Annotated in this window: 27 protein-coding genes and 1 pseudogene; 13 read left to right on the top strand and 15 right to left on the bottom strand. The window is 73.3% G+C overall.

Going from position 1 to position 26,131, the window contains the following annotated elements; all coding sequences use genetic code 11:
* Positions 1-122: 122 nt before the first annotated feature.
* Entirely contained in the window at positions 123-1,076 is a 954-nt protein-coding gene (locus SCNRRL3882_RS35260) for a DMT family transporter (RefSeq protein WP_010040950.1), read from the top strand.
* An 87-nt stretch (positions 1,077-1,163) separates the two neighbouring features.
* On the opposite strand, the gene SCNRRL3882_RS35255 is transcribed toward SCNRRL3882_RS35260, so the two are convergent.
* The 4 genes from SCNRRL3882_RS35255 to SCNRRL3882_RS35240 all read right to left on the bottom strand — a co-directional run bounded on the left by SCNRRL3882_RS35255 (position 1,164) and on the right by SCNRRL3882_RS35240 (position 3,861).
* Complete coding sequence (locus SCNRRL3882_RS35255) at positions 1,164-1,949, bottom strand: Fpg/Nei family DNA glycosylase (RefSeq protein ID WP_010040952.1); 786 nt, start codon at positions 1,947-1,949, stop codon at positions 1,164-1,166.
* 10 nt (positions 1,950-1,959) lie between these two features.
* On the bottom strand, positions 1,960-2,331 hold the full coding sequence (locus tag SCNRRL3882_RS35250; protein ID WP_010040954.1) for a VOC family protein: 372 nt from the start codon (positions 2,329-2,331) through the stop codon (positions 1,960-1,962).
* A 112-nt stretch (positions 2,332-2,443) separates the two neighbouring features.
* Positions 2,444-3,322, bottom strand: a complete 879-nt coding sequence (locus SCNRRL3882_RS35245; protein ID WP_010040956.1) for a DUF6397 family protein — start codon at positions 3,320-3,322, stop codon at positions 2,444-2,446.
* 125 nt (positions 3,323-3,447) lie between these two features.
* The gene (locus SCNRRL3882_RS35240; RefSeq protein WP_010040958.1) at positions 3,448-3,861 is read right to left on the bottom strand and encodes a roadblock/LC7 domain-containing protein; all 414 of its coding nucleotides are present in this window, start codon (positions 3,859-3,861) and stop codon (positions 3,448-3,450) included.
* Between the two features lie 104 nt (positions 3,862-3,965).
* On the opposite strand from SCNRRL3882_RS35240, the gene SCNRRL3882_RS35235 reads away from it, so the two are divergent.
* The gene (locus SCNRRL3882_RS35235) at positions 3,966-4,394 is read left to right on the top strand and encodes a PPOX class F420-dependent oxidoreductase (protein ID WP_010040960.1); all 429 of its coding nucleotides are present in this window, start codon (positions 3,966-3,968) and stop codon (positions 4,392-4,394) included.
* Positions 4,395-4,416: 22 nt separating this feature from the next.
* On the opposite strand, the gene SCNRRL3882_RS35230 is transcribed toward SCNRRL3882_RS35235, so the two are convergent.
* The 5 genes from SCNRRL3882_RS35230 to SCNRRL3882_RS35210 all read right to left on the bottom strand — a co-directional run bounded on the left by SCNRRL3882_RS35230 (position 4,417) and on the right by SCNRRL3882_RS35210 (position 9,357).
* A complete protein-coding gene (locus SCNRRL3882_RS35230) occupies positions 4,417-5,022 on the bottom strand; it encodes a GTP-binding protein (protein WP_010040962.1) in 606 nt (201 codons plus the stop codon).
* 63 nt (positions 5,023-5,085) lie between these two features.
* Entirely contained in the window at positions 5,086-5,496 is a 411-nt protein-coding gene (locus tag SCNRRL3882_RS35225) for a DUF742 domain-containing protein (RefSeq protein ID WP_010040964.1), read from the bottom strand.
* A 22-nt stretch (positions 5,497-5,518) separates the two neighbouring features.
* Complete coding sequence (locus SCNRRL3882_RS35220; RefSeq protein WP_010040967.1) at positions 5,519-5,956, bottom strand: roadblock/LC7 domain-containing protein; 438 nt, start codon at positions 5,954-5,956, stop codon at positions 5,519-5,521.
* The gene (locus SCNRRL3882_RS35215; RefSeq protein WP_029181247.1) at positions 5,953-8,478 is read right to left on the bottom strand and encodes a nitrate- and nitrite sensing domain-containing protein; all 2,526 of its coding nucleotides are present in this window, start codon (positions 8,476-8,478) and stop codon (positions 5,953-5,955) included. Before SCNRRL3882_RS35215 ends, SCNRRL3882_RS35220 begins: the two co-directional genes overlap by 4 nt.
* A 105-nt stretch (positions 8,479-8,583) precedes the next feature.
* The gene (locus tag SCNRRL3882_RS35210; protein WP_010040970.1) at positions 8,584-9,357 is read right to left on the bottom strand and encodes an MHYT domain-containing protein; all 774 of its coding nucleotides are present in this window, start codon (positions 9,355-9,357) and stop codon (positions 8,584-8,586) included.
* A gap of 152 nt (positions 9,358-9,509) precedes the next feature.
* Here SCNRRL3882_RS35210 and SCNRRL3882_RS35205 point away from each other — a divergent pair, with 152 nt between their 5' ends.
* A complete protein-coding gene (locus SCNRRL3882_RS35205) occupies positions 9,510-10,109 on the top strand; it encodes a class I SAM-dependent methyltransferase (RefSeq protein WP_010040971.1) in 600 nt (199 codons plus the stop codon).
* Between the two features lie 22 nt (positions 10,110-10,131).
* Here the strand turns inward: SCNRRL3882_RS35205 and SCNRRL3882_RS35200 are convergent, their stop codons facing one another.
* Positions 10,132-11,034: an oxygenase MpaB family protein gene (locus SCNRRL3882_RS35200; protein ID WP_010040972.1), complete on the bottom strand. Its 903-nt coding sequence runs from the start codon at positions 11,032-11,034 to the stop codon at positions 10,132-10,134.
* Between the two features lie 99 nt (positions 11,035-11,133).
* On the opposite strand from SCNRRL3882_RS35200, the gene SCNRRL3882_RS35195 reads away from it, so the two are divergent.
* The gene (locus SCNRRL3882_RS35195; protein WP_010040973.1) at positions 11,134-11,430 is read left to right on the top strand and encodes a hypothetical protein; all 297 of its coding nucleotides are present in this window, start codon (positions 11,134-11,136) and stop codon (positions 11,428-11,430) included.
* Between the two features lie 134 nt (positions 11,431-11,564).
* Positions 11,565-12,422 (top strand): hypothetical protein, encoded by an 858-nt coding sequence (locus SCNRRL3882_RS35190; RefSeq protein WP_010040975.1) that lies wholly within the window; start codon positions 11,565-11,567, stop codon positions 12,420-12,422.
* 63 nt (positions 12,423-12,485) lie between these two features.
* Here the strand turns inward: SCNRRL3882_RS35190 and SCNRRL3882_RS35185 are convergent, their stop codons facing one another.
* The gene (locus SCNRRL3882_RS35185; RefSeq protein WP_010040978.1) at positions 12,486-12,668 is read right to left on the bottom strand and encodes a hypothetical protein; all 183 of its coding nucleotides are present in this window, start codon (positions 12,666-12,668) and stop codon (positions 12,486-12,488) included.
* A 125-nt stretch (positions 12,669-12,793) separates the two neighbouring features.
* Between SCNRRL3882_RS35185 and SCNRRL3882_RS35180 the strand changes: the two genes are divergently transcribed.
* Both SCNRRL3882_RS35180 and SCNRRL3882_RS35175 read left to right on the top strand, forming a co-directional pair.
* Positions 12,794-15,769, top strand: coding sequence for a DEAD/DEAH box helicase (locus SCNRRL3882_RS35180; protein ID WP_078602853.1), 2,976 nt, complete (start codon positions 12,794-12,796; stop codon positions 15,767-15,769).
* Positions 15,766-17,046, top strand: coding sequence for a hypothetical protein (locus SCNRRL3882_RS35175; protein WP_010040983.1), 1,281 nt, complete (start codon positions 15,766-15,768; stop codon positions 17,044-17,046). Before SCNRRL3882_RS35180 ends, SCNRRL3882_RS35175 begins: the two co-directional genes overlap by 4 nt.
* On the opposite strand, the gene SCNRRL3882_RS35170 is transcribed toward SCNRRL3882_RS35175, so the two are convergent.
* Both SCNRRL3882_RS35170 and xylA read right to left on the bottom strand, forming a co-directional pair.
* Positions 17,035-17,373 carry a hypothetical protein gene (locus SCNRRL3882_RS35170; RefSeq protein ID WP_010040985.1) on the bottom strand — a complete coding sequence of 113 codons (339 nt, stop codon included), beginning with the start codon at positions 17,371-17,373 and terminating at the stop codon, positions 17,035-17,037. The two genes, SCNRRL3882_RS35175 and SCNRRL3882_RS35170, sit on opposite strands and share 12 nt — an antisense overlap.
* A gap of 155 nt (positions 17,374-17,528) precedes the next feature.
* Positions 17,529-18,695: a xylose isomerase gene (gene xylA, locus SCNRRL3882_RS35165; RefSeq protein ID WP_010040987.1), complete on the bottom strand. Its 1,167-nt coding sequence runs from the start codon at positions 18,693-18,695 to the stop codon at positions 17,529-17,531.
* A gap of 116 nt (positions 18,696-18,811) precedes the next feature.
* Between xylA and xylB the strand changes: the two genes are divergently transcribed.
* The 6 genes and pseudogenes from xylB to SCNRRL3882_RS35135 all read left to right on the top strand — a co-directional run bounded on the left by xylB (position 18,812) and on the right by SCNRRL3882_RS35135 (position 24,901).
* Entirely contained in the window at positions 18,812-20,257 is a 1,446-nt protein-coding gene (xylB, locus tag SCNRRL3882_RS35160) for a xylulokinase (protein WP_010040988.1), read from the top strand.
* 15 nt (positions 20,258-20,272) lie between these two features.
* Positions 20,273-21,481, top strand: a complete 1,209-nt coding sequence (locus SCNRRL3882_RS35155; protein WP_010040989.1) for an ROK family transcriptional regulator — start codon at positions 20,273-20,275, stop codon at positions 21,479-21,481.
* A 69-nt stretch (positions 21,482-21,550) separates the two neighbouring features.
* Positions 21,551-21,859 (top strand): annotated as a pseudogene (locus tag SCNRRL3882_RS35150) (N-acetylmuramoyl-L-alanine amidase); the annotation flags it as partial.
* A gap of 104 nt (positions 21,860-21,963) precedes the next feature.
* On the top strand, positions 21,964-22,359 hold the full coding sequence (locus SCNRRL3882_RS35145; protein WP_010040991.1) for a luciferase family protein: 396 nt from the start codon (positions 21,964-21,966) through the stop codon (positions 22,357-22,359).
* 3 nt (positions 22,360-22,362) lie between these two features.
* Positions 22,363-23,535, top strand: a complete 1,173-nt coding sequence (locus tag SCNRRL3882_RS35140) for a bifunctional class I SAM-dependent methyltransferase/NUDIX hydrolase (protein WP_010040993.1) — start codon at positions 22,363-22,365, stop codon at positions 23,533-23,535.
* Positions 23,536-23,662: 127 nt separating this feature from the next.
* Complete coding sequence (locus tag SCNRRL3882_RS35135; protein ID WP_029181250.1) at positions 23,663-24,901, top strand: phosphodiester glycosidase family protein; 1,239 nt, start codon at positions 23,663-23,665, stop codon at positions 24,899-24,901.
* Between the two features lie 2 nt (positions 24,902-24,903).
* Here SCNRRL3882_RS35135 and SCNRRL3882_RS35130 read toward each other — a convergent pair whose 3' ends face one another.
* Complete coding sequence (locus SCNRRL3882_RS35130) at positions 24,904-25,098, bottom strand: hypothetical protein (RefSeq protein ID WP_010040996.1); 195 nt, start codon at positions 25,096-25,098, stop codon at positions 24,904-24,906.
* 110 nt (positions 25,099-25,208) lie between these two features.
* Complete coding sequence (locus tag SCNRRL3882_RS35125; protein WP_010040998.1) at positions 25,209-26,072, bottom strand: phosphatidylinositol-specific phospholipase C/glycerophosphodiester phosphodiesterase family protein; 864 nt, start codon at positions 26,070-26,072, stop codon at positions 25,209-25,211.
* Positions 26,073-26,131: the final 59 nt, after the last annotated feature.

Raw genomic sequence — 26,131 nt, 5'->3', positions numbered from 1 at the left:
CACCAGCTCCGAGATGTGACCGTACCGACCGGGATCTTCAAGCTGGGCTGACCCGCGCGCTACGGGCGGCGGGTCGGTCGCCCGCACGCCTCCGATCGCGCACGTGCGCCGCCCCGGCGACCATGGCAGGAGGAGGCACCGCCGGCGTCACGCCCTCGCCGATCCGGGAGGTGGCCACGCTGCACACCGTGCTCCCCGTCGTCTTCGCGGTCTGCGCGGCCCTCAGCAACGCCGTCGCGACGGTGTTGCAGCGCAAGGCGGCGCTCACCGTGCCGAGCTCCCAGGGGCTCCGGGCCGGACTGATCGCCGACCTGCTGCGCCGGCCCGTCTGGCTGGCCGGCATCGTCGCGGTGATCGGCGCCGCCGTCTGCCAGGCGCTGGCGCTGGCGACCGGGCCGCTGACGATCGTGCAGCCGCTGTTCGTGCTGGAGCTGCCGCTGACCCTCATCGTCGCGTCGCTGCTGATGCGCCGGCATCTGCCGCGCACGGGCTGGCTGGCCGTGACAGTGGTGGTGGCCGGCCTGGCGGTCGCACTCGCCGCCGCGTCCCCCACCGGCAACCGCACCCATGTGGAGCTGGACCGCTGGATCCCCGCGCTCGCCGTGTGCGCGGGGGCGGTCGCCGGCCTGGCTGTCGCCGCCCTGCGACGCCCGGAGGGCCGGGCCCGGGCGGCGTGTCTGGGTGCCGCGACGGCGATCAGCTACGCGGTGACCGCGGCGCTGATGAAAACCGCCACCCACGTCCTCGAGGAGCAGGGACTCGTGGGCTTCCTCACCGCCTGGCAGACCTACGCGTTCGCCGCGACCGGCGTGTGCGCACTGTTCCTGCTGGAGAACGCGATGCAGGCCGGCCCGCTGGTCGCATCGCAGCCCGCGCTCACCCTCGGGGACGCGATGGTGAGCCTCGCACTCGGCATCACGCTGTACGAGGAGACGGTCCGCACCGGGTGGTGGCTGCTGCCCCAGCTGTTCGGTGTCGCGCTGATCGCCGCGGGCGTCTTCGCCCTGGCGCGCATTCCGTTCACCCGGTCGCTCGTGGCACCGGATGAGGAAGACCGAGTTGCGGGAGTGCCCTGAGGAGGAATGAGGACACCTCCGGACGTCTCAGCGCTGGCCGGCCCGCCGGCTGACCTGGCCTCCGGCGACTGACCGGCCCCGGCCGGATCAGCCGTCCGGCTGGCACCGCGGGCACCACACCGTGCCACGGCCCGCCATCCGGGACCGGCGCAGGCCGCTGCCGCAGCGCGGGCACCTGGGGTCGGGGTCGTCGCGATGTCCGGTGAGCCAGGAGTCACGCGGCGGCACGCACCCGGCGTCGACGGCGGACCGCAGGGTTCTGCGCATCTCGCTGTACAGGCGGCGGCGGTCGTCCTGGGTGAGCTCCCGCGCCCGGCGGTCGGGACGCAGCCGGGCGCGCCAGAGGATCTCGTCGGCGAGCAGATTGCCGAGGCCGGCCAGGACGGACTGGTCGGTGAGCGCGGTCTTCAGGTGCCCGCGGCGCGACGAGAGCACGGCCTCGAACTCCGCGCGGTCCACCGCCATCGCGTCGGGTCCCTGCCGCCGAAGCAGCCGGTCGAGGTCGAAGTCGTCGTGGGCCAGCCACAGGCCCTGGAGTTTGCGCTGGTCACGAAAGCGCAGCTGACGGTTGCCGCTCAGCGTGAACAGCACACGGTCATGGGCTTCGACGGCGTCCTCGGGACGACCGCAGACCAGTCGGCCGGTCATGCCGAAGTGCAGCACGAGGGTGGGGCCGCCGGTGCGGGCGAGCAGCCACTTGCCGTGCCGCTCCGGTGTGCCGAACCGCCGTCCCTCCAGGGCGTCACGCAGGCCCCGCACCCCGACGCCGTGCAGGACGCCCGCGTCCCGCACCTCGACGCGCCGCACGACGCGTCCCTTCGCACAGGACTCGAGCACCTGCCGGAAGCCCTCGACATCGGGCAGCTCGGGCATGACCTGCGGGTCAGGTTTCCTGGAGGACGGACAGCACGTTCCCCGCCGGATCGGTGAACCAGGCGATCAGCGGGCCACCGCCGCGGAAGATGCCCTTGTCGTCCGCCTTGAGGTGGTCATAGCGCTCGAAACGCACCCCCTTTCTTCTCAGCTCGTCGACCGCCGCATCGATGTCGTCGACGGGGAAGTTCAGGACGGTGTACGTCGCCGGGGTGTGGTCCGGCTTGGGGTAGACCAGGATGTCCCGGTCACCCGCGATGTGCAGGAACAGCATGCCGTTCTCTTCCGACACCCGGAGTCCGAGCGTGTCGCCGTAGAACGTCCTGGCCGCTTCGATGTCGTTCACTGAGAACCCGCTGAACGCCTTGCTCGTACCGAACATGATTGCCTCCTGGACACAGTCTCCTCAGATGTCCGACCGGGACGCATCCGGAAACTCATCGCTTACCGGGCGGACAGCGGGGCACGTGCCCTCCGCCCGGCCAGGGGCGGGGTCACCCCGTAGGCCGCCGGCCTCTGCGGCGCAGCCAGCCCAGGAGGCCGTGGGATGGAGGGCGCTGTGGGGCCGGTACGTGTGGGGCCGGTTCCGGGGCCGGGCGTGGTGCCGGGTGTTGCCTGCGGGCCGTTTCCATCGTGTGGGCGAGGTCCGCACGGAACCAGGCCACTTCGTCCGGCTCGCTCGCCGTCATGAGCTTCTGGGCCCGCTCGGCGGTGGGGGAGCCGGGCGCGCCGTGGGCCGGGAGCCTGGGGCGGCAGCGGTCCAGGTGGTCGCGCTCGTGCGGGTCCTCGACGACGTCCGCCACGTCGGCCGGGTCGAGGAGACTGGCGACGGCCGCCGCATGCGCCCACGGGTCGTCTCCCGCCTGCCGCAGCAGGAACCCGCTGTGCCGTCCCCGCCAGTTGCGGGGCCGCCGGTCCAGCTTCGCCTTCAGCCCTTCCCGCACTTCCGGGGGCATGCGGCCGGTCAGCAGCCGGGCGTTGCTCTCCTCGGCCGCGAACTGCCGTAGTTCCTCGGCGAGATAGAGCCAGACGACGGTGCGGTAGCGGTTCAGATGGAACCGTACGGGCACGAGCAGGCCGAAGCGCGCGAGACTGGTGAACCTGGTGGGCGTCACGTCCATGATCTCGGCGCCCTCATGGGTGCCCGCGGTGGCGACGCGCTCGCGCAGTGCGTCCGGGAAGCCGTCCCCGGCGCGCAGCCGGTCGATCTCGGCGCGGGCGACCCGCCGGCCTCCGCCTCCCTCGTCGGGGACGGTCCGGATGAGTCCGAGATTCACCGCCAGGTCGAACTCGCCGCGCTTGAGGTCGAGTTCGCGGGCGGCCCGGCTCGGGGCACAGGTGAGGCGGTCGGATTTCGCGATGGTGCCTGCCATGGTCGGTCTCCCCCGTGGAGCAAGCGGCTCACGCCGTGTGCGGTCGCCGTGAAAAAACCGTAGCCGCTTCGGCGAATCTCGTGGCGAGCCTGTGGATAACTCCACGAGGGAGGGCGACGCGCAGGTCAGGCCTCTGTTTCCGGTTTCTGTTCGGGCTGGCGCGCATCCACGTCGAGGTGCTCGCCGACCCGGTTGACCAGAAGGGTCATCTCGTATGCGATCTGGCCGATGTCTGCCTCCGCGCCGCTGAGGACGCACAGACAACTGCCCGTGCCGGCCGCGGTGACGAAGAGCACCGCGTCGTCGAACTCGATCATCGTCTGGCGTACGCTGCCCGCGCCGAAGTGCCGTCCCGAGCCCTTGGCCAGGCTGTGCAGTCCGGACGACACGGCCGCGAGGTGCTCCGCGTCCTCGCGGCGCAGTCCGGTGCTCGCCCCTGTCACCAGGCCGTCGTTGGACAGGACCAGTGCGTGCCGCACCTGGTGGACGCGCTCGGTCAGGTCGTCCAGCAGCCAGTCCAGTCCCTGGTTCTGCGCCATGTTCCGATCTCCCCGTTTTCTCCCCGTGCGACTCTCCTCCTGGCCGGAGGATCTCCACGCCAGCCTTCCCCACGACCGCTGTCGGGGCAAGGAGGATGGGAGCCATGGCAGAGAAGATGACCGACGCGCAATGGCGGGAGTTCGTTTCCTACGGCACCCGCACCGGAAAGCTCTCCACGGTCCGGGCCGACGGCAGCCCGCACGTGACCCCGATCTGGTTCGTCCTGGACGGTGACGAGCTGGTGTTCAACACCGGTAAGAACAGCGTGAAGGGGCGCAACCTCATCCGTGACGGCCGGGTCGCCCTGTGTGTGGACGACGACCGGCCGCCGTACTCCTTCGTGGTCGTGCGGGGCCGCGCCCGTGTGTCGGAGGACCTCGACGAGATACGGCACTGGGCCACCCGCATCGGCGCCCGGTACATGGGCGAGGAACGCGCCGAGGAGTTCGGCGCCCGCAACGGCGTCCCGGGCGAACTCCTCGTCCGAGTCGCCATCGACAGGGTCCTGGCGGAGCGGGACGTCGCGGACTGACCGCGGGGCTCGTGCCCGGCGGTCATCCGACCGAGTCGAGGAGCCGGGCGGTGTGCATCCGCCCGGCGTACTCGACGAGCCGGATCAGCACCTCCTTCCCCGAGTCGCGGTCACGGGCATCGCACAGCACCACGGGCGTCCCTCGGTCGAGGTCGAGGGCGCGTGAGACGTCCGGCGCGCCGTGCCGCCGGGCGCCCGCGAAGCAGTTGACGGCCACCACGAACGGGATGCGCCGGTGCTCGAAGTAGTCGACCGCGGGGAAGCAGTCCTCCAGGCGACGGGTGTCCGCGAGGACGACGGCGCCGAGCGCCCCTTGCGACAACTCGTCCCACAGGAACCAGAACCGGTCCTGGCCCGGCGTGCCGAAGAGGTACAGGGAGAGGCCGGAGCGGATGGTGATGCGTCCGAAGTCCATGGCGACGGTCGTGGTGGTCTTGTGGTCCACGCCGTCGGTGTCGTCCACCAACTGGCCGGCTTCGCTGAGCAGTTCCTCGGTGCGCAGCGGCCGGATCTCGCTGACGGCGCCCACCAGGGTGGTCTTGCCCACGCCGAACCCGCCGGCGACCAGAATCTTCAACGCCAGTGCGGCGGTCTCGCCGCCGGTGGCGTCGGAGTGCTCGGAGACCATTGATCACTTCTCTCGGGTGTGCCGGCAAGGGGTCAGGTGAGGAGGTGGGTGGTGTGCGTGCATCTACAGTGCCCTCAGTCCTGCGATCACCTCGCGCAGAATGCGCTCGTCGGGTAGTTGTGCCGGCGGCACGGGGCGGCTGACGGTGACGCAGCCGAGTTCCAGGAGGTCGCCGAGGAGGACCCGGACGACGCCCACGGGCAGGTCGGCCCCCGCGGCGAGTTCGGCGACCGACTGGGTCTCCGTACGGCACAGGTCGAGAAGGTTGCGGTGTTCCGGACCCAGCGGGGCGTCGTCCACGCCGGGTGCGGCCGGGTCCAGCGTGACCAGGGCGATCAGGTCGAACCGGACGCCGGTGGGGCCGGGCCGGGTGCGTCCGCCCGTCATGGCGTAGGGGCGGACGAGAGGACCGGCCTCGTTGTCGTACCACTGGCTGCCCTGCTCGGCCGGTGTGCCCGTCATGTCCTCGGTCATCTGCGCGGACCGCCCTCTCGGTTCATCCGGCGGCGGGTGGCCGGGCCCCGACACGGGGCGCCGTGCCGAGATGCTCGCCGACGCGTTTGACCAAGCGGGCCATCTCGTAGGCCACCAGGCCGATGTCGGCGGTCACGGCGGTGAGCAGGGCGAGGCAGGAGCCGTCGCCCGCGGCGGCCACGAACAGGAAGCCCTCGTCCATCTCCACCATGGTCTGGCGGACACCGCCGGCTCCGAAGTGCCGCCCGGCTCCCTTGGCGAGGCTGTGGAAGCCCGAGGCGACCGCGGCGAGGTGTTCGGCGTCCTCGCGGCGGAGGTCGGTCGAGGCGCCCACGGCGAGGCCGTCGTTGGACAGCACCACGGCGTGCCGTATCTCGCTCACGCGGAGCACCAGATCGTCAAGCAGCCAGTCGAGTTCGCCGGAACTCCGTGCGGATTGCGTGCTCGGGTCCTGGATCATGCGGGGTCTCCTTCGCTGCTGTCGCTGCCCGTCGGGCCGGGGGTGGTTCCGCGGCCGGGTTGCCTGCCGCCACCGCGTGCCCAGCCGGCGCGGTACGCCGCCATGCGGTCCCGGACGGCCTCGGGCGTGCGTTCGTCGTCCCGGGGTGCGGGCGAGGGCGGCGGCTCCTCGGGGCGCCCCTCGCGCAGTTGGGGTGCGAGGCTGGCCTGCCGTACGCGACGCGGAAGGTCGTCGGAGTCTTCGGGCTGTTCGTGGGGCCGGTGCAGTCGCAAGGTGGCGACTCCTGGGGGTGGGGTGTGGCTCGGGGTCTCGGCGACGGCCGGGACGGGAGCCACCAGGGCGCGCCGACCGGACGGTGCCGGGACGGCGTCGGGGGCGGTGTCCTGATGCGGGAGGTCGTCGGGCAGGCGGGCGTGGGCGCGTTCCTCGGGCTGCCGCGCGTGCACCGCTTCACCGTCGGAACGTTCCGCAGCCCCGGTGTGCAGCAGTGCGGTGGGCACCAGGACGACCGCCGTGGTGCCGCCGTACGGCGAGGTCCTCAGGTGGACCTTGACGCCGTGCCGGGCGGCGAGCCTGCTGACCACGAACAGGCCGAGCCGGTCGCTGTCGAACAGGTCGAGTGCCTCGGACTGCTCGATGCGGCGGTTGGCCTCGGCGAGGGTTTCCTTGCCCATGCCGAGGCCGCGGTCCTCGACCTCGACGGCGTAGCCGTTGCCGACGGGTTCGCCGGTGACGCGCACGCGCGTGTGGGGTGGCGAGAACTGTGCGGCGTTCTCGATGATCTCGGCCAGGAGGTGCGTGAGGTCGGCCACGGCCGCGCCGACGACGGCCGCCTCGGGCAGTTGCCGTACCTCCACGCGCGCGTAGTCCTCCACTTCGGAGACGGCCGCGCGGACCACGTTGGTCAGGGAGACGGGCATGCGCCAGGCCCGGCCGGGGGCCGCTCCGGAGAGGATGATCAGGCTCTCGGCGTGGCGCCGCATGCGGGTGGTGAGGTGGTCGAGGCGGAAGAGGTCGCTCAGCTCGTTCGGGTCGTCGGAGCGGCGTTCCATGCTGTCGAGGAGGCTCAGCTGCCGGTGGACGAGGATCTGGCTGCGGCGGGCGAGGTTGACGAAGACGCCGGAGATGCCGCTGGCGAGTTCGGCGCGCTCGACGGCGGCCCGCAGCGCGGCCCGGTGGACGGTGCCGAGGGCCTCGGCGACCTGCCCGGTCTCGTCCTCGGCGGCCGGTCCCCGCGGTGCCTCGGCACGGATGTCGATCTCCTCGCCCGCGCGCAGTCTCCGCATGGCCTCGGGGAGTTTGCGCCGGGCGATCTCCAGGGCGCTGTTGCGCAGGCTCACGAGCTCCACCACGAGGCCGCGTCCGATGCGTACCGAGATGACGAGCGAGGCGGCGACGGCGGCGAGGCCGAGCAGGACGGCCGCGCCGGCCGGCGTGAGCAGTCCCCGGGTGAACGGGTCGGCCCGGTCCGCGACGCCTCGTGCGGCGTCGTCCTCGATCGTGCGCATGCCGTTCTGCACGCGCGCGTGGGCGGTGTTCCAGGTGCTTTCCGGTGCCGCCTCGATCGCCTTGGCGCCCGGTCCGCCGGCGAGGATCCCGTCCTCGGCGTCGCCCAGCCCGGCGTAGGCGCTGCTGTCGGCGAGGGCGTTCCACGCGGAGCGTTCGGTGCCGCGCAGGTCGGCGACCGCCGACTCGGTCAGGGTGCGGCGCAGTTCGACGGCGCCGGTGAAGAGCCTGAGCCGCTCCCCCGTCAGCGTTCCGGACAGGCGGGCGCTCGCCAGGAGTGCGTCCTCCCGGGCCAGCGCCTCGCCGGCGCGGGAGAATTCGAGCAGCACCCGCGCGTCGGAGCCGAGGTCGGCGTCCTGGATGCCGGTGAGGGCACCGCCGACGCCGAGAGCCTCCGAGATGGTCCGGGTGTAGCGGCTGTACGTCTCGGCCCAGCCCGCACGCCCCTCCCGCACCTCGGTCCGTAGCGGACGCAGTTGTCCGGCACCCGTGACGAACGCCTCCAGCCGGCGGGCGACTCCGGCGGGCAGCTCCTCGCTGTCGGCGACGGTGCTGTCCTCGCCGAGCCGCAGTTTCGCGACGGCCCGGTCGGTGCGCCGGGCGAGTTCCTCCAGCTCGTCGGTCGCTGCGGCGGAGGGGTCGGTGGCGTGGCGTACGGCGGCCGCGCGTTCGGCCTGGAGGGCGCTGATCGCGGCGGAGACGGGGGCGCGGACCATGGCGTCCACGCGCTGGACCTGCCGGAGCCGGGAGACGTCCTGGGCGGTGGTGACGGTGGCGTGGGCCCACAGGGCCAGGAGGGAGACGACCGGCACCATCAGCAGGCAGACGATCTTGGCGCGCACGGTACGGGGGCGTATGTGCCAGCCCCCCGCCCGCGTGGCCGCTCCGTCCGGTGCGGCTCCCGAGGGGGCCTCGCCGCCCTCGTCGGCCGGTGGTCCGGCGTGCGCGCGGCGACCGCGCACGGGCGGGGGCGGCGCCTCGGCGCCGGCCGTGGGGGGCCTACGGGGTGTACGCATGGACTCCTCGCTCGGGGGTGGTTCGGGGGCGTGCCGCCCGGTCTCGGACGCGCCGTCCAGGCCGCAGGGCGTGCCGCCCGGGCTGCCGCTGGGCCGCGTGCCCGGCTAACGGGCGATGTTCTCGACGGGCCGCTGGGCCGACGCGGACGCCTCGCGCTCCCCCGCCGTCGGCGACAGCGCGACGAAGGCGGAGGTCAGGAAGAGGTAGGACCCGAGGCCGACGGCGAGGGGGAAGATGAACTGCATCGCCGTGGCCCCGGGCAGTGCCTCCCCGGAGGGCGTCACGCGCACGCTCACCGCGAACATCCCGGTGTAGTGCATGCTGCTGACGGCCGCGCCCATGATCAGGGAGGCGATGGTGACCGCGACGGGCGACTTGATGTTGAGCGCCGCCCACAGCGCAGCCGTCGCGGCGACGACGGCGATCAGGACGGAGAGCCCGACGAGCACCGGGTCAAAGGTCACGTCGCCGTGCAGGCGGACGGCCGCCATGCCCAGGTAGTGCATGCTCGCGACGCCGAGGCCGGTGGTGAGCCCGCCGATCAGCAGGGCCCGGCCGCGGTCCCGGCCGTAGCCCACGGCGAAGACGCCGGCGCAGACGACGACCATGGCGACGAGCAGGCTCAGCAGGGTGAGCGGCACGTCGTAGCGGATATCGGTGCCGGCGACGCTGAAACCGAGCATGGCCACGAAGTGCATGGTCCAGATGCCGGTGCCGATCGCCGAGGCGGCGGTGACGAGCCAGTTGCGGCGCGAGCGCCCGGTGGTGGCGAGCGCGCGGACGGTGCAGCGCAGTCCGAGCGCCGCGCCTGTGCAGGCCATCACGTACGACAGCGCGGGGGTCAGCCACCCCAGGGCGGCGTGGTCCAGGTGTCCCATGGCCCAGGGACGCTAGACCCGGCAGGGGCGCGCGAAGGGGGCGCATTTCGAAAGGTGTTGGAATATGACGCAAGGATGTACCGGAACGATCGGGTCACGCTCGAACGTGTGCACTGAGGCGTCATCCGTGCCGGTGAGGAATCATGCCGTGCATGAGCGACGACCAGACGCGTGTCCAGGAGTTCTTCACCGCCCGCGCCGCCGACTGGGACAGCCGGTTCCCCGACGACGGTCCGGCCTACGCGGCCGCGGTCGCCGAACTCGGACTGCGCGCCGGCGACCGCGTGCTCGACGCGGGGTGCGGCACCGGACGCGCCCTGCCGCCGCTGCGCGCCGCCGTGGGGCCCTCGGGAGTGGTGCTCGGAGCCGATCTGACCCCGGCCATGCTGCGGGAGGCTGTGCGGGCGGGACGAGACCGTGACGGGGCGTTGCTGCTCACGGACGTCGCCGCGTTGCCGCTGCGCTCACACTCGCTGGACGCCGTGTTCGGGGCGGGCCTGATCTCGCACCTGCGGAGTCCGGCCGAGAACCTGCGGGAGCTGGCGCGGGTGGTGCGTCCCGGTGGTGTGCTCGCGCTGTTCCACCCGATCGGCAGGGCGGCCCTGGCCGCACGCCACGGCCGCCCGCTCACCCCGGACGACCTGCGCGCCGAGTCCAATCTCAGGCCACTGCTGGCGGGTTCGGGATGGCGCATGACGTCGTACGTCGACGAGGAATCCCGCTTCCTGGCGCTCGCCGTCCGCGAGGACTGAGCAGCAGCGCCACCCAGCCGCGTCACTCGGCCTCGGCGTCCGACGCCGCCACGTGCCGCACGGGACAGCCCCGGACGCCCGGCACCGGGCGCGTGCCCAGGTCGGCGAGCCGGTACCCGTACGGGTAGCCCTTGATCTCCCGGTTCTGCCGGGCGAAGTGCGGGGCGCGCCGGGGCGGCAGCAGCCGGACGGCACGGCCCCGCAGCCGTACCGCGCGCCGCACCCACGCGCGCGTGGCGGCGCTCGGCGGGGTGTAGCGGAAGGCGCGCAGCAGCGAGTCGTCGAGCAGCGCGAGGGTCGCGGTGCGCAGCAGCGGCGCGAGCGGGCGCGGGTACCAGGAGGACATCAGGTCGAGCGTGGCGTCCGAGACCCACCGGGCCTGCTCGTCCCAGGCGAAGTGGGCCGCCTCGTAGCTGTCGAGGCAGGTCTCGAACTCCTCGTAGGTCTCGGGGATGTCCTTGATGCCCATGTGCCGGCCCAGCGTGCGGTGGTGGACGACACTGGCGACGATCTCGTGGCGCGACATCCTGCGCCACCCGTAGGAGTCGATCCACCGTTTGGGCATCACGACGAACGTGCAGAGCACGTAGCGCATGTCGTCGTCGCTGATGTCGTAGCTGCGGTGCATCTGGTTGATGCGGCGGATCGCGGTCCTGCCCTGGTCGCTGCCGAAGCCGTGCTCGACCACGGCGTCCAGGAGCAGCGACGTGTCGTCGTAGCGCTTCTGCGTCCGCTCCGTGAGCTCCGCCGTCTCGGCGAGCAGCCGGCCGATGCTCGGGACGGCGTAGGTGCGGTACAAAGCCAGCTCCAGGGCACGGGTGAAGTCCCACGGGAACTCGTACGCCACGCTCAGCCGATAGATCTCCGTGGCCTCCCGGTACGGGTCCATCCGCCGTATCTGTTCCAGCCGTGCGAAGCGCTTCACAGTGCCCGTCCCCCTTCTGCCACCGGATCTGTAACTTTACGTTGGTGTCCGGGAGATGACCGGCACGCGCGACATCCGCGCAGGGGGAAGGTGGTCAGCATGTGGGGCAAGGTCCGGAAGGCCGGCGGCAGAGTCGCTCATGCCTTGCGCACGGAGACGAAGACCGGCGGGGACGAACGTCCACACAATCTTTTCGAGGCGGCCGCGGCCTATGTCACGGCGAACGCTGAGGACGACCAGGAACGGGCCGACGAGGCGGCCGGCTGGGTGTCGCCCGAGGCGCTGTCGTTCGGGGTGAACGAGCTGGCCTGCCGGGCCGTCGTCGCGCTCGCGCGGGAACGCGGCGAGTCGCCCCGGACCGTGGCCCGTGAGTTGCTGGGGCTGCCCGCGGAGTGACGCGCCCGGCCGGGACGGCCGATTCGCCCCGTCCGCCGGAAAACGGCAGCTCCACGTGCTCGCGGGGGCAGTGACAAGGGGCTTCCGCGCGCACTAGGGTGCGCGCCGGTGGACGAACCGATGGGGAGGCTGGGATGGCCGGGACGGACGAGGACACCGTCGCCGCCGCGGACGATGCGCTCTATGTGCTCACGGCGGTACTGCTGACGCCGGCGAAGTTCCCGAGCGTGCTGGGCGACGACTATCCGGAGGCGTGCGCGGCACTCGGCCTCGCGCCGCTCGCCGACGGGTACGGGCTGGTGCTCGGTCAGGACGGCGACGGCGCCCGGTGGACCGTGGTCATCGACGACGTCTCTCTGGTGGCCGTCGCGATCGCGTCCTGGGACTGCGGGATGGAGTACGAGCTGTCGCCCGACGAGCGCACGGTCGTCGCGGCGCTGCCCGGCTGGCCCCTCGCGGTCGCCGTCGCGGCGCCCGGAGTGCCCGCCCCGCACGATCCCGGCCCGGAGGCCGACGACCGTCCCCCGCTTGCTCCGCCGGACACCACCGTCTGGGGCCCCGCCCAGCGGCGCCTGGGCGCGGACGAGATAGCGCTTCAGTGGGCGATGTGGCGGGAACAGGTCGACGACTCGGCCTTCCCCGCCCCGGGGTCGTCGGCGGCATCGGGCGAGGCCGGCGCTGCGGCCGAGGGTCCGGGGGGAGGCGGGGAGAACGGGCAGCCGGGCCACAGCGGCATCCGGCGCGTCCTCGCGGAGGCCCGCACCTACATCGACTCGCCGCCGCCGCTCGGCCGGGTCCGGTCGTCGTTCGCGCCGGGTGAGGCGCGGACCCTGCGGGCCGACGGTCCCGGCTGGTCGCTCGTGGCCAGGACCGACGACATCGCCTTCGTGCTGCTCGACGAGGAACCCGGCGAGGTCCTGCCGGTGGGGCGGGGGCCGGAGCTGCCGGGTCTTCTCGAGGCCCTCGACAAGATGGCCGTACGGCCGAACTGAGCCCGTGGGCCGTACCGCCGAACCGAACCGGTGCAGCCTTCGGCCGCACCGGTCGTCAGCCCGTCAACGGCCCAGTTCCTTGCGGGTGGCGCGGCGCAGCCTGCGCCGCTGCGAGGGGTCCAGAGTGAGATACGCGGCGGCCGGGACTCCCAGGATGATCAGGAGCGATGCCCACCAGGGCAGCCAGATCAACAGGATGAGCCCGACTGCCACACCACCTGCGGCGATCTTGGCGTTCTTGGACATGGTGTCGCCTCCTCCGCGGCCACTGCCGCTCTCTGTCTCGAAAACGGGCCCGCGCTTGCGACGGTTCCGGACCGCGACCCTGAGACATCCCTGAGGCGCTACCCTTACGCACCCCTGAGACCTCCATGGTGACCCAGCTCACAGTCAAGTCATACCCAGGGGTTGCGGAAAGTGCTGTACCCTCGGCGACTCCGACTCCGCTAGTCAAATTTGAGGAATCAGCCATAGCCGAGTATCAGACTCTCCCGGCACCCTCCTCCGACTTCTCCGAACTCGCCCACTGCTGCGCTGTCTTCCTGCCCGGCGACCCGGCCCGCACGGGCAGCGTCGCCTTCTGGCGGCCGGACGGCGAGGAGCCTCCGGCCATGGCATCGGCCACGGCGCCGGTGTCCGTCACCGACCTGACCGTCATCGTTCCCGGCGTCGAAGGCGTCGAGCCGCGGAGCGTGTCCGCCGTCCTGATGCCGGTGCGCACCGCCCTGCCGTCCCTCATGCGCGCGCGTACCGGCGCTCGGGGGCACCGGTCCAGCGTGTTCTGGGGCGCGGCGGCCGCGCAAGCCCTGCACCTCGTGGCGCGCGGACTGCTGCTGCCGGGGCTGTCCCCGGGCGACCACGACGCCTGGCGCACGGGCCCGCTGCGCGCCCAGGACGTCGAGGACGTCCGCCGCCTGGCCGCCGCGATGCCGCCCGAGGCGCACGCCGTCCCACTGGCGGGCGCCGGGCCGCTGCGGCTGCCCGACCCGGAGCGGCTGCTGCGCGCCTTCCTCGACGCGGTCGCCGACACCCTGCCCCGCTCCCCCGCCGCGCCGCTGGTCACCGGCGGCCCCGCCTACGCGTCGCCCGAGCCGGTGCGCCTGCCCGAGCAGCGCGCGTGGGCCGCCGACGTCGCCGCGGGCCACGACGCGGGAGTGCGGCTGTCGCTGCGGATCGAGGCGGACGGCCTGGCGGACGCGGCGGACCACGACGCGGACGTGACGTTCCGGGCCGTGCTCCAGGTGCACGGCGTGAGCGACCCCGCGCTCGTCGCGGACGCCGCGGACGTCTGGGCCGGCGCCAGGGGCGAGGCCTTCGGTCCCCGCGCGCGGATGGACGCCCTGCTCGCGCTGCGCCGCGCGGCCCGGGCCTGGGGGCCGCTGGCGCCCCTGCTGTCGGCGACCGTGCCGGAGGCGGTCGAGCTCGCCGACGAGGAGGTCACCGAGCTGCTCGGGGCAGGCGCCCGGGCGCTGGCGGCGGCCGGAGTGGACGTGCACTGGCCGAAGGGGCTGACCCGTGAGTTCGCCACGCGCGCGGAGGTAGGGCCTCCCGACGAAGAGCCGGAGTCCGGCCAGGCCTTCGCGACCATGCCGTCGTTCCTGTCCGCCGACGCGCTGCTCGCCTTCGACTGGTCGTTCGCACTGGGCGACCGGCGGCTGAGCCGGGAAGAGCTGGACCGGCTCGCCGAGGCCAAGCGCCCCGTGGTGCGGCTGCGCGACCAGTGGGTCCTGATCGACCCTCAGGAGGTCCGCCTGGCCCGCTCCCGGCAGGACCACAAGGTGACGCCGGTGGACGCGCTGGGCGCAGCCCTGACGGGCTGGGCGGAGGTGGACGGCCGCCGGGTCGAGGTGCGGCCCACCGGGTGGCTGGCGGCCCTGCGGGAGCGGCTCGCGGACCCCGAGGCGCAGCAGCCCGTGGAGCAGCCGACTGCCCTCGCCGCCACCCTGCGGGACTACCAGCGGCGGGGCCTGAACTGGCTCGCCGGCATGACCTCGCTGGGCCTCGGCTGCTGCCTCGCCGACGACATGGGGCTCGGCAAGACGATCACGCTGATCGCCCTGCACCTGCACCGGCAGACCGACGCCCGGTCGGCCGGGCCCACCCTGGTGGTCTGCCCGACGTCCCTGATGGGCAACTGGCAGCGGGAGATCGAGCGGTTCGCGCCCGGCACACCCGTGCGGCGCTTCCACGGCGCGCGGCGCGGCCTCGACGACCTGGTCGACGGGGAGTTCGTGCTCACCACGTACGGCACGATGCGCCTGGACGCGCCCCGGCTCGCCGAGGTGCCGTGGGGCATGCTCGTGGCGGACGAGGCCCAGCACGTGAAGAACCCGCACTCCTCGACCGCGCGGGCCCTGCGTTCCATCGGCGCACGCGCGCGCGTGGCGCTCACCGGCACGCCGGTGGAGAACAACCTCTCGGAGCTGTGGGCGATCCTCGACTGGACCACTCCGGGGTTGCTGGGCCGGCTCGGCACCTTCCGCAGGCGGTACGCGGAGGCCGTCGAGGGCGGTCAGGACCCGGCGGCGGCCGACCGGCTGGCCCGGCTCGTACGGCCGTTCCTGCTGCGCCGCCGCAAGTCGGACCCGGGGATCGCGCCCGAGTTGCCGCCGAAGACGGAGACCGATCACGCGGTGTCGCTCACCCAGGAGCAGGCAGCCCTGTACGAGGCCGTGGTGCGGGAGGCGCTCGCGGAGATCGCCGGCGCGGACAGCATGGCGCGGCGCGGACTGATCGTGAAGCTGCTGACCGGCCTCAAGCAGGTCTGCAACCACCCGGCGCAGTACCTCAAGGAGGAGCGGCCGGTGATCGCCGGACGGTCCGGGAAGCTGGAGCTGCTGGACGAACTGCTCGACACGATCCTCGCCGAGGAGGCGGGCGCGCTCGTCTTCACCCAGTACGTGCAGATGGCCCGCCTCCTCGAACGGCACCTGGCCGCCCGGGGCACGCCCTCGCAGTTCCTGCACGGCGGAACGCCCGTCGCCGAACGCGAGGCCATGGTGCGGCGCTTCCAGGACGGTGAAGTGCCCGTGTTCCTGCTGTCGCTGAAGGCGGCGGGAACCGGCCTGAACCTCACCCGGGCCGAGCACGTCGTGCACTACGACCGCTGGTGGAACCCGGCCGTCGAGGCCCAGGCGACCGACCGGGCCCACCGCATCGGCCAGACCCGGCCCGTGCAGGTGCACCGGATCGTCGCCGAGGGGACCATCGAGGACCGCATCGCCGAACTGCTGGCCCGCAAGCGGGAGCTGGCGGACGCGGTCCTGGGCTCCGGCGAGGCAGCCCTCACGGAGCTGACGGACGCGGAACTGGCGGATCTGGTCGAACTGCGAGGGGGCCTGCGATGACTCGGCACGACGGTGACAGGGAGCGCACGTTCGCCGCGCTGCCGCCCGAGCGCGGGCGGGGATTCGCACAGACCTGGTGGGGCCAGGCCTGGTTGAAGGCGCTGGAGGACACGGCACTTGACTCGGCGCAGCTCAGGACGGGCCGCCGGCTCGCGCGCGCGGGGGCGGTCGGCGCGGTGTCGGTGCGCCCGGGGCGGCTCACAGCCGTCGTCCAGGACCGCGACCGCACGGCACACCGGGCCGACGTCCTGCTGGAGGAACTCCCATCCGGACAGTGGGACCGCTTCCTGGACATGGCCGTCGAGCGGGCCGGTCACGTGGCGGCGCTGCTGGACCGTGAGATGCCGCCGCACCTGGTCGAGGACGCGGCGGCCGCGGGCGTCGAACTGCTGCCGGGCCTGGGCGACCTGGAGCCGGAGTGCGGCTGCGGAGCCTGGGACCACTGCGGGCACACGGCGGCGCTCTGCTACCAGGTGGCACGCCTGCTGGACCAGGACCCCTTCGTCCTGCTCCTGATGCGGGGACGCGACGAAGCCACCCTGCTGGACGACCTCCAGTCGCGCGGCGGCGCGTCCGTCACGGCGCGTTCCGGCCAGGAGGGCGTGGACGCGGCCGAGGCGTTGGCCGCCGGCGACATCCTGCCTCCGCTGCCGCCCCTGCCCGAACTCCCCGGCGAGCCGGGGGTGCCGCCGTCCCTGGACACCGAGACGCCGCCCGCTGCGGGCATCGACCCGGCCGCGCTGGAGTTCCTGGCCGCGCGGACCGCGGTACAGGCCCACCGCCTGCTCGCCGAGGCACTCCGGGGCACTTCCGAACGACGCCCCGACGCGGACCCGACCGTCTCGGAAGACGCCGTTCGGCTGGCCGCGGGCGACCCAGGGCAGGCGGTGGCGGACCGTCTCGCCGACGGGTCGGGACGCGGCCGGGAGGGGCTGGCGGTGGCGGTCCGGGCCTGGCGCCACGGCGGTACGGCCGCGTTGTCCGTGCTCGACGAGGAGTGGCAGGCGGAGGGCGAGACGCTCGCACGCGCGCGTGCCGCCCTGGAGTCGGCCTGGGAGGCGGAGGAGCGGCCGGAGCTGCGGGCGCGGGGCAACCGCTGGACGGTCGTCGGCGCAGGAGTCCAGCTGCGCCTCGGCCGGGACGGCCGGTGGTGGCCGTACCACAAGGAGCGCGGCCACTGGCTGCCCTCGGGAGGCGCCGCGCAGGATCCGGCGACGGCGCTGGCGTCGGCGGTGCTCGCCGCCGGAGACGGAGCCGCGCCGAGCTCAGGGCAGTAGCTCGCCGGTGTCCAGGGACGGCAGGAGCGATTCGAGATCGCTGGGCAGATCGCTCGGCAGCCGGCTGGGAAAGCCCGACGGCAGCCGGGTCGGCAGGTTGCTCGGCAACTCGGTGGGCAGCTCCGTGGGGATGTTGTAGGACGGGGCTGGGCTGCGGCTGGTGCTCTCGGCAGGCGGCTCCGGGTCCGGCGAGTCGTCGCTTCCCCTGGCCATCAGCACCACCAAGGACACGGCTGCGACGGCCGCGAGCAGGACGAGCAGGACGAGCAGGGGATTCCGGCGCCGGGGAGGCCCGGGCGGATGAGGCGGTACGGGTGGCATGGCCATACCGACCAGAGTCGCCGTGCCCCGCTCAAGGCGGGAGGGGCGCACGGGAGTTGATACGGGCTCATGGCCTGGATCGCATGATTCCGGAGCAATACGGGCCCGTTGGCCGGTCACGCACCCCGTGACCGGCCAACGGACCGCACGCGCGCGTGCGGTCAGCCGCGGGCCCCCAGCAGGTGGTCCATCGCCAGCTGGTCCAGGTGCTCGAAGGCCATGCCGCGCGCGGCAGCCGCCTCCACGTCGAACGACTCGAACGCCGACCGGTCGGCGAGCAGCGCCTGGAGGCCGTCCGCGGCGGTGGGCTGCGCAAGTTCGTCCAGGCGGGCCGCGCGCAGCGCCTCCTGGACCTCCGGGTCGGCGCGGAAGGCGGCGGCGCGCTCCTTGAGGATGAGGTAGTTGCGCATGCAGCCGGCTGCCGAGGCCCACACCCCGTCGAGGTCCTCGGTCCGCGGCGGCTTGAAGTCGAAGTGCCGCGGACCGGTGTAGCCGGCCGACTCCAGCAGGTCGACCAGCCAGAACGCGGCACGCAGGTCACCGGCGCCGAAGCGCAGGTCCTGGTCGTACTTGATGCCGGACTGGCCGTTGAGGTCGATGTGGAAGAGCTTGCCCGCCCACAGCGCCTGCGCGATGCCGTGCGGGAAGTTCAGCCCGGCCATCTGCTCGTGCCCGACCTCGGGGTTGACGCCGTACAGCTCCGGACGCTCCAGGCGCTCGATGAACGCCAGGGCGTGGCCGACGGTGGGGAGCAGGATGTCACCGCGCGGCTCGTTCGGCTTGGGCTCGATCGCGAACCGCAGGTCGTAGCCCTGGGAGGTGACGTACTCGCCGAGCAGGTCGAAGGCCTCCTTCATCCGGTCGAGGGCCGCGCGGACGTCCTTGGCGGCGCCGGACTCGGCACCTTCCCGGCCGCCCCAGGCCACGTACACCTGGGCGCCGAGCTCGACGGCGAGGTCGATGTTGCGGATGGTCTTGCGCAGCGCGTAGCGGCGCACGTCGCGGTCGTTGGCGGTGAAGGCGCCGTCCTTGAAGACCGGGTGCGCGAAGAGGTTGGTGGTGGCCATCGGGACCTTCATGCCCGTGGCGTCCAGCGCCTGCCGGAAGCGCTTGATGTGGGCCTCGCGTTCGGTGTCGCTGGAGCCGAACGGGATCAGGTCGTCGTCGTGGAAGGTGACGCCGTGGGCGCCGAGCTCGGCCAGTCGCTGCACCGTCTCGACCGGGTCCAGGGCACGCCGCGTGGCGTCGCCGAAGGGGTCCCGTCCCTGCCAGCCGACGGTCCACAAGCCGAAGGTGAACCTGTCCTCGGGGGTGGGCTGGTAGCTCATGCCGCGGCTCCTTGCTCGCTGAGGCTATTTCGTCATGCCGATTTACAAATTAGTATGCGAGCAGCTTCCTGGGAAGAGACAAGGTGTCTCGGGACGAGAGCAGAGGGAGAAACCCGATGTCAGCAGCCGAGGGTCCGCTCGTCGTCGGCGTGGACTCGTCCACCCAGTCCACCAAGGCGCTGGTCGTCGACGTGTCCACCGGCCGGGTCGTCGCGAGCGGCCAGGCGCCGCACACGGTCTCCTCGGGGTCCGGGCGCGAGAGCGATCCGCGTCAGTGGTGGGACGCGTTGTGCGAGGCACTGCGCCAGTGCGGCGACGCGGCGCACGAGGCCGCCGCCGTGTCGGTCGGCGGGCAGCAGCACGGCCTGGTCACCCTGGACGACAGGGGCGAGCCGGTGCGACCCGCCCTGCTGTGGAACGACGTGCGCTCGGCACCGCAGGCACGCCGGCTGACCGAGGAACTGGGCGGCGCGAAGTTCTGGGCCGAGCGCACCGGAAGCGTGCCCGCCGCGTCCTTCACGGTCACCAAGTGGGCCTGGCTGGCCGAGCACGAGCCGGAGGCGGCGCGCGCCACGAAGGCCGTGCGCCTCCCCCACGACTACCTCACCGAGCGGCTCACCGGGCAGGGCACGACCGACCGCGGCGACGCCTCCGGGACGGGCTGGTGGGCGTCCGGGACGGAACGCTACGACGAGGAGATCCTGGCGCAGGTGGGGCTGGACCCGGCCCTGCTGCCCCGTGTGGTCCGGCCCGGCGAAATCGCGGGCACGGTGCGCGACAGCCACGATCTGCCGTTCTCCAAGGGCACCCTGGTCGCGCCCGGCACCGGCGACAACGCCGCCGCGGCGCTCGGCCTCGGGGTGCGTCCGGGCGTACCCGTGATGAGCCTCGGCACCTCGGGCACGGTGTACGCGGTGTCGCAGCGGCGGCCCGCCGACCCGAGCGGCACGGTGGCCGGTTTCGCCGACGCCCGCGGTGACTGGCTGCCGCTGGCCTGCACCCTGAACTGCACGCTCGCCGTGGACCGTGTGGCGACGCTGCTGGGCCTGGACCGCGAGGCCGTCGAGCCCGGCACGGCCGTCACGCTGCTGCCCTACCTGGACGGCGAACGCACCCCGAACCTGCCCAACGCCTCCGGCCTGCTGCACGGCCTGCGCCACGACACGACCGCCGGGCAGCTGCTCCAGGCCGCGTACGACGGTGCCGTGCACTCCCTGCTCGGCGCGCTCGACCTGGTCCTCGACGAGGACGCGGACCCCTCGGCCCCCCTCCTGCTGATCGGCGGCGGCGCCCGGGGCACCGCCTGGCAGCAGACCGTACGGCGGCTGTCGGGGCGTCCCGTGCAGGTGCCCGAGGCGAAGGAACTGGTCGCACTCGGCGCCGCCGCACAGGCGGCCGGGGTACTGACAGGGGAGGACCCGGCGGCGGTCGCCCGGCGCTGGAACACGGCGGCCGGGCCGGTGCTCGACGCCGTCGAACGGGACGAGGAGACGCTGGCCAGGATCGCCGGGGTACTCTCCGACGCGGCCCCGCTGCTGGAGCGGCCCACGGACACCCACTGAGGACTGGCGTCAGGCATGACCGCACCGCTGCACGAGGACCGTCCGGCCGGGCCGGGACGCGCCCTGCCGGACACCCAGCAGGGCATGCGCCGCCGCAACCTCGCCCGGGTCCTGCACGCCGTCCGCGCCGAGGGGCCGCTGTCCCGGGCCGCCGTCGCGTCGCGGATCGGCCTGACCCGGGCTGCGGTGTCGACGCTCGTGGACGAACTGATCCGCTCGGGGCTGCTGGAGGAGCTGGGGCCCGAACGGCCCGGCCGGGTGGGCCGCCCCGGCTCCGCGCTCGCGCTGAGCGGACGCGGCCCGGCCGGGATCGGCGCGGAGATCGGTGTCGACCATCTCGCGGTCTGTGCCGTGGACCTGCGCGGCACGACCCGGTCGCGGGCGATACGCCAGGGCGCGAACCGCGGCCGCTCCCCCGGGCCCGTGCTCGCCGAGCTCACGGAACTCATCCGCCGGGTCGTCGCCGAGGCGGAGGGCGAGGGGCTGTGGCCGGCCGGTCTCGCCGTGGCCGTGCCCGGCCTGGTGGCGCGCGACGCCCGGACCGTCGTACGCGCCCCGAACCTCGACTGGCACGAAGCGGACCTCGGTGACCTGCTGCCGGCGGACTTCCCGCTGACGGTGGACAACGAAGCCAACTTCGGCGCCCTCGCAGAACTCTGGCTGGGCGACGGCACGCCGCGCGACTTCCTGCACGTGTCGGCGGAGATCGGCATCGGCGCGGCGGTCGTGGTGGACGGCGGACTGCTGCGCGGAACCCGCGGTTTCGCGGGCGAGTTGGGGCACGTGCCGGTCCAGCCGGACGGCCCGGAGTGCGCGTGCGGGGGGCGCGGGTGTCTGGAGCAGTACGCCGGCGAGGAGGCGGTGCTGCGCGCGGCCGGTCTGGAGCCGGACGAGGACCGGGTCGGGTTGCTGGCGGGGCGCGCGGCGGAGGGCGACGAGGACGTACGCCGAGCCCTGCGCGACGCGGGCACGGCGCTCGGAGTCGCCCTGACCGGGGCGGTCAACCTGCTCGACCCGCAGAGCGTGGTGCTGGGCGGGGAGCTGTCCGGGCTGGCGCCGTGGCTCCTGCCGTCCCTGCGGGACGAGTTGGCGCGCCGCACGGCGGGTCCGGCCTGTCCCGTCTCCGTGTCCCGGCTGGGTCCTCAGGGGCCGCTGCTGGGAGCCGCACACTCGGTCGTGCGGGCGGTGCTGGACGATCCGGCCACCGTTGCCGAGCGGGCCTGAGACGGCCCTGACCCACGGGCGACGCCGACTCTCGGAGGCCGTCAATCACCCGACCGGGTGGGCGAGTTGTCCTCCGACGGGCACGTGGCGCAGTGCGTGCGCGAGGCGGACATCGCCTGGCACGCGGGGAACTGGGACTGCAACACCCGCAGCATCGGCATCGAGCACGAGGGCTGGGTGGACCAGCCGTCGTACTTCACCGACGCGATGTACGAGCGGTCGGCCCGGCTCACCGCGGCGATCTGCGCGAGGTACGGCATCCCCAAGGACCGGGCGCACATCATCGGTCACCACGAGGTACGGGGCAGCGACCACACCGATCCGGGCCGCCACTGGGACTGGAAGCGCTACATGAGACTGGTCGGCAACTTCGCCTGAGAGCAGCGCACTTCCCCGCCCCGGCCCCCGGCCGTCACCTCACGTCCCGGTTACAAAACGCTCAACCTCTGGTTGCGGCACGGTAAGCACGCAACGATGGGACCATGACCCTGGCCCAGCGCGCCCTGGAGCGTTTGCAGGCCTGGCCCGACCTGATGGCGGGCCCGGCGAGTTGCGGTACCGGACGGGCACTCCGTTCCGTCCGCGACGAGATCGTCCACTTCCACTCGACGCGGGACGTGGACCTGCACCTCACACGCCGGGCCATCCAGCGCTTCCACTACGACCTCGCCGGTTCGAGCGCGATCCACCTGGTTCCCGGCTCGTGCTGGGTGACGGTCCACCTCGACTGCGAGGCGGACATAGAACTGCTGCTGAGCCTGGTGAGCATCGCCCTCAAGGCCCACCAGACCCGACCCACCGGTGAGGAGCGGCGGCTCGCCGGGTGCAACTTCCACCGTGTCACCGTCCTTCCGCGCGACGCCGCGGCGGGCGGCTGAGCCTTGGCGACCCGTCCGGAGGCCGTCAACGCCGAGGCCTGGAGCGCGTACGGAGCACACCACCTGCGGCGGGGCACGGTGCTGCCCGAGGTGGCGCGGATCGACTGGGGGTTCGAGGGCGCAGGGCCGGGGATCGAGGTGCTCGGGGAGCTGACGGGACGGCGTGTGCTGGACCTCGGGTGCGGTCCGGCGCGGCACGCCGCCCATCTGGTCCGTGCTCACGGCGCGCTGGTGGACGCCGTCGACTCCTCGGCCGGGCAGTACGAACGGGCCCGCGCCCGCTACGGCTCCCTGCCCGGGCTGCGCCTGGTCCGGGCCGACGCGGTGGAGCATCTGCGCTCGGCGGAGCCGTACGACGTCATCTACTCGGTCAACGCCGTGCCGTACATCGACCCGCACCGGCTGCTGCCCGCCCTGGCCGCGGCACTCAAGCCGGGCGGCAGGCTCTGCTTCACCGTGCTGCACACCAACTCGCAGGGTGACGGACCGTCGGACGAGGTCATCGCCCGGCCGGAGATCCTGCGGCTGGCCGGCGGCGGGGACGTCACCGTCCAGATGTGGGTCCTCGGCCCGGAGCTGTGGACGGCCCTGCTCGCCGAGCACGGGCTGCGCGTGGAGCAGATCGACGTCCTCGACACGCCGCAGGCCGGCAACCACGCGTCGTACCGGCTCTTCCGGGTGACCCGGCCCGTCCGTGTCTCCTCCCGGCCGCGCACCGCGAAGCCCCCGGTGGTCCACGCCGCGCTCGGGGTCGGCGCCGTCCTGCACGGTCCCCGCGGACTGCTCCTGGGCCGGCACCGGCACGGGACGTGGGAGCTGCCCGGCGGGACGGTGGAGGCCGGGGAGTCGTTGCAGGAGGCGGTCGTGCGCGAACTCGGCGAGGAGACGGGGCTCGACGCCCGGCCGGAGGACGTCCGGCTGCTGGGGACGCTCCTCGACGACGCCGGCGGTGTCGTACGGGTGACGGTGGCCGCCCGGGTCACCGCCTGGCGGGGCGAGCCGTCGGACCAGCCCGGGGAGAGCGTGGGCCGCTGGCGCTGGTTCGCCCTGGACCGGCTGCCGGAGGAGCTGTTCGTGTGCAGCGCGCAGGCCCTCACCGCCTGGCGACCGGGGCTGCCGATCGACCACGCGCCCGCCCACTTCACGCCGTACGACACCGGAACGGACGACGTCTGAAGCGCCCAGAGGGGTGCGTTTTTTCAGCCGTTCCCGTGGAGTCGGCGCTCAGCCACCCTGCCGGCCCCCGTGGTCTGGTGCACTGCCTCTGAGAATCCGGTCAGCTGACGAGGCATCAGGGGGCACGGTGACAGGTCGTCGCAGGCGACACGGAGCAGGCAGAGCGGTTCTGGCGTTTCTCACGGCGTTCGGCGCGCTGACCGGTGCGGCCCTGGTGGGGGCGGCTCCGGCCGGCGCCGTCCAGAAAGGCGTACGGGTCGCGCCGGGTGTCACGTACGAGGAGTTCGACATCAAGGCCGCCAAGGGGGTGACGCACGCCCACCTGCTGAAGGTCGACCTGGGCAATCCACAGGTCCGGGTCGATCTGCTGTATCCCGGGGCGGTGGCCTCGCGGGCGCCGGTCTCGCGGATGGCCGACGCCCAGGGGGCGGTCGCCGGTGTCAACGGCGACTTCTTCAACATCACCGAGACGCAGCACCCGGGCGTCGAGGTGACCGGCGCGAGCGTGGGTCCGGCGATCGCGGCCGGGCGGACGCTCAAGGCGGCCGTGCCGGACGGTCAGCGTTTCGGTCCGGCGCTGCCGCCCGGCACGACCACCGAGGAGGTGTTCGGCGTCGGTACCGACGGGGTGGCGCGGCTGGACCGGCTGACCCTGGACGGCTCCGTCCGTACGGGCGAGGCGCAGCTGCCGCTGGGCGGGCTCAACCAGTACGCACTGCCGGTGGGTTCCGTCGGCGCGTTCACCTCCGCATGGGGCAGCGTCTCCCGTGTGCGCGCCACGTGCGGCACGGACACGGACCGGGCCGCGCCGTGCAGCACGGACACGTACGAGGTGACGGTGCGCGAGGGCAGGGTCGTGTCGGCCGCCGACACACCCGGAAGCGGTCCCATCGCCCCGGGCACCACCGTGCTGGTCGGCCGGGAGGCGGGGGCCCAGCAGTTGCGGAAGCTGTCCACCGGCGAAGCGGTCGAGGTCGAGCACCGTCTCGTGGCGGCCACGGACGGCGCCGCGTACCGCCTCGCCCTCGGCGGCTACCCGGTACTCACCGGTGGCCGGCCGCTGCCTGGTCTGGACGACACGACGTCGGCCGTCCGTACGGCCGTGGGGATCGCCGACGGCGGGCGGCGCATGCTGCTGCTCGCACTGGACGGCGCCGCCGCCTACCGCAGCGGCCTGACGATCGCCGAGGTGGCCGACACCATGCGGAGTCTGGGCTCGGACGACGCCTTCAGCCTGGACGGCGGCGGGTCGTCGACGCTGGTCGCCCGGAAGAAGGGAGCGAGCACCGTCTCGGTGCGCAACCACCCCAGCGGTGGTGCCGAGCGCGCCGTTCCGAACGGCATCGGCGTGTTCTCGCGGCCGTGACGTCAGGGCCGCAGGCTGCTGACGATCTCCGCCGTCGCCGTGAGCCCGCTGTGGATCGTGGGGGCGATGCTGGTGCTGGCCAGGTAGAAGCCGAGCAGCAGGCAGACCAGGGCATGGGAGACCTTCAGCCCGCCGTTGCGCAGGAAGATCACCGCCAGGACCGTGAGCAGCAGCACCACAGAGATGGAAATGGCCATCGTCAACTCCTCCGCCACGCCGCCATGTCCGGTTCACGGCGTTCGGCCGTAAGTGTGGCGTAGCGGAGGGTTCATCCGGGCAGCTGACCTGTCCGCCGAACGTGTGATGTCTACGCCGCCCGCCGGGCGTCCAGGAACGACTCGAGTCCGGCGAGGTCGTCGGTGTTGAGGTAGTCGACGTCCGCGGCGAGCAGCTCGGCCCACAGCGCGTCCCGGGCGGGCCCGGCCAGGTCCGGGGTCGCCCAGAACCGCACCTTCTGGCCCCGGCTGTGCGCGGCCCGGACGATGTGCCGCAGCTTCTCCCGCTCGGCGTCCGGGAACGCGCCCACTCCCTGCCAGGTGAAGTTGAGCGTCCAGTTGTCGCTGATCAGCGGGATGAAGGAGGCCCGCGCCTGGCTGCCGAGGTCGGCGAGCCGGCCGTCGTAGAAGGCGCGCCGGACGGTCTGGGCCTCCATCGGGGCGCGGGCCGCGCGGTCGCCGGAGATGACGGCGGTGACCGGCCCGGGGAGGACCCGGCCGTGGGCGTACGTCGTGAACAGGTGCCGGTAGCGCCTGAGGTGGCGGTCGAGTTCGAGGTACGTCGACGAGCCCTCGGTCTTGATGTCGACGAGCAGTTGCAGTGACCCGCGGTACCCCGGGTACACGCGGCCGCGGTTGGCCCGCACGCGCGCGGCGAGCGGGTCGAGGTAGAGCGACTCCAGCGTGCGGGCCGGATCGAGGTCCTCCGGGTCGTGGGCGACGAGGAGCTGGTCGCCGACGAGGTAGATGTCGGCCTCGACGCTGCCGAAGCGGTGGTCGAGGGCGTCGAACAGAGGGCGCGGGTGCTCGTAGTCGTTGTGGGCGTGGGCGCGCCACAACGGTCGGGGCCCGTGCCGCCGTTCGCCGGCGAGAGCGCGGCCGGCCGGGAGGGCGACCGAGCCCGCGAGGGCGGCGCCGAGGGTGGTGAGGGCTCTGCGACGGGTGGTGAGGTCCATGCTCTGCCTCCCTGGGAGTGCCGTACGGGAACCCTGCGAGTATGGGGTTCGGGCAGGGC

Origin of the sequence: Streptomyces chartreusis NRRL 3882, assembly GCF_900236475.1 — a bacterium.
Lineage (GTDB): Bacteria > Actinomycetota > Actinomycetes > Streptomycetales > Streptomycetaceae > Streptomyces > Streptomyces chartreusis_D.
The sequence above is the reverse complement of the archived record's forward strand: the minus strand, read 5'-3'. Positions and strand labels throughout refer to the sequence as shown.

Excerpts from the sequence above, each read along its gene's own strand:
- SCNRRL3882_RS35130 (WP_010040996.1), bottom strand. The coding sequence starts at position 25,098 with ATGGCCATTTCCATCTCTGTGGTGCTGCTGCTCACGGTCCTGGCGGTG.
- SCNRRL3882_RS35170 (WP_010040985.1), bottom strand. The coding sequence starts at position 17,373 with ATGGCCATGCCACCCGTACCGCCTCATCCGCCCGGGCCTCCCCGGCGC.
- SCNRRL3882_RS35190 (WP_010040975.1), top strand. The coding sequence starts at position 11,565 with ATGGCCGGGACGGACGAGGACACCGTCGCCGCCGCGGACGATGCGCTC.
- SCNRRL3882_RS35125 (WP_010040998.1), bottom strand. The coding sequence starts at position 26,072 with ATGGACCTCACCACCCGTCGCAGAGCCCTCACCACCCTCGGCGCCGCC.
- SCNRRL3882_RS35180 (WP_078602853.1), top strand. The coding sequence starts at position 12,794 with ATGGTGACCCAGCTCACAGTCAAGTCATACCCAGGGGTTGCGGAAAGT.
- xylA (WP_010040987.1), bottom strand. The coding sequence starts at position 18,695 with ATGAGCTACCAGCCCACCCCCGAGGACAGGTTCACCTTCGGCTTGTGG.
- SCNRRL3882_RS35225 (WP_010040964.1), bottom strand. The coding sequence starts at position 5,496 with ATGACCGAGGACATGACGGGCACACCGGCCGAGCAGGGCAGCCAGTGG.
- SCNRRL3882_RS35210 (WP_010040970.1), bottom strand. The coding sequence starts at position 9,357 with ATGGGACACCTGGACCACGCCGCCCTGGGGTGGCTGACCCCCGCGCTG.
- SCNRRL3882_RS35255 (WP_010040952.1), bottom strand. The coding sequence starts at position 1,949 with ATGCCCGAGCTGCCCGATGTCGAGGGCTTCCGGCAGGTGCTCGAGTCC.
- SCNRRL3882_RS35185 (WP_010040978.1), bottom strand. The coding sequence starts at position 12,668 with ATGTCCAAGAACGCCAAGATCGCCGCAGGTGGTGTGGCAGTCGGGCTC.
- SCNRRL3882_RS35155 (WP_010040989.1), top strand. The coding sequence starts at position 20,273 with ATGACCGCACCGCTGCACGAGGACCGTCCGGCCGGGCCGGGACGCGCC.
- SCNRRL3882_RS35245 (WP_010040956.1), bottom strand. The coding sequence starts at position 3,322 with ATGGCAGGCACCATCGCGAAATCCGACCGCCTCACCTGTGCCCCGAGC.
- SCNRRL3882_RS35195 (WP_010040973.1), top strand. The coding sequence starts at position 11,134 with ATGTGGGGCAAGGTCCGGAAGGCCGGCGGCAGAGTCGCTCATGCCTTG.
- SCNRRL3882_RS35230 (WP_010040962.1), bottom strand. The coding sequence starts at position 5,022 with ATGGTCTCCGAGCACTCCGACGCCACCGGCGGCGAGACCGCCGCACTG.
- SCNRRL3882_RS35215 (WP_029181247.1), bottom strand. The coding sequence starts at position 8,478 with ATGCGTACACCCCGTAGGCCCCCCACGGCCGGCGCCGAGGCGCCGCCC.
- SCNRRL3882_RS35205 (WP_010040971.1), top strand. The coding sequence starts at position 9,510 with ATGAGCGACGACCAGACGCGTGTCCAGGAGTTCTTCACCGCCCGCGCC.
- SCNRRL3882_RS35145 (WP_010040991.1), top strand. The coding sequence starts at position 21,964 with ATGACCCTGGCCCAGCGCGCCCTGGAGCGTTTGCAGGCCTGGCCCGAC.
- SCNRRL3882_RS35220 (WP_010040967.1), bottom strand. The coding sequence starts at position 5,956 with ATGATCCAGGACCCGAGCACGCAATCCGCACGGAGTTCCGGCGAACTC.
- xylB (WP_010040988.1), top strand. The coding sequence starts at position 18,812 with ATGTCAGCAGCCGAGGGTCCGCTCGTCGTCGGCGTGGACTCGTCCACC.
- SCNRRL3882_RS35235 (WP_010040960.1), top strand. The coding sequence starts at position 3,966 with ATGGCAGAGAAGATGACCGACGCGCAATGGCGGGAGTTCGTTTCCTAC.
- SCNRRL3882_RS35250 (WP_010040954.1), bottom strand. The coding sequence starts at position 2,331 with ATGTTCGGTACGAGCAAGGCGTTCAGCGGGTTCTCAGTGAACGACATC.
- SCNRRL3882_RS35260 (WP_010040950.1), top strand. The coding sequence starts at position 123 with ATGGCAGGAGGAGGCACCGCCGGCGTCACGCCCTCGCCGATCCGGGAG.
- SCNRRL3882_RS35175 (WP_010040983.1), top strand. The coding sequence starts at position 15,766 with ATGACTCGGCACGACGGTGACAGGGAGCGCACGTTCGCCGCGCTGCCG.
- SCNRRL3882_RS35240 (WP_010040958.1), bottom strand. The coding sequence starts at position 3,861 with ATGGCGCAGAACCAGGGACTGGACTGGCTGCTGGACGACCTGACCGAG.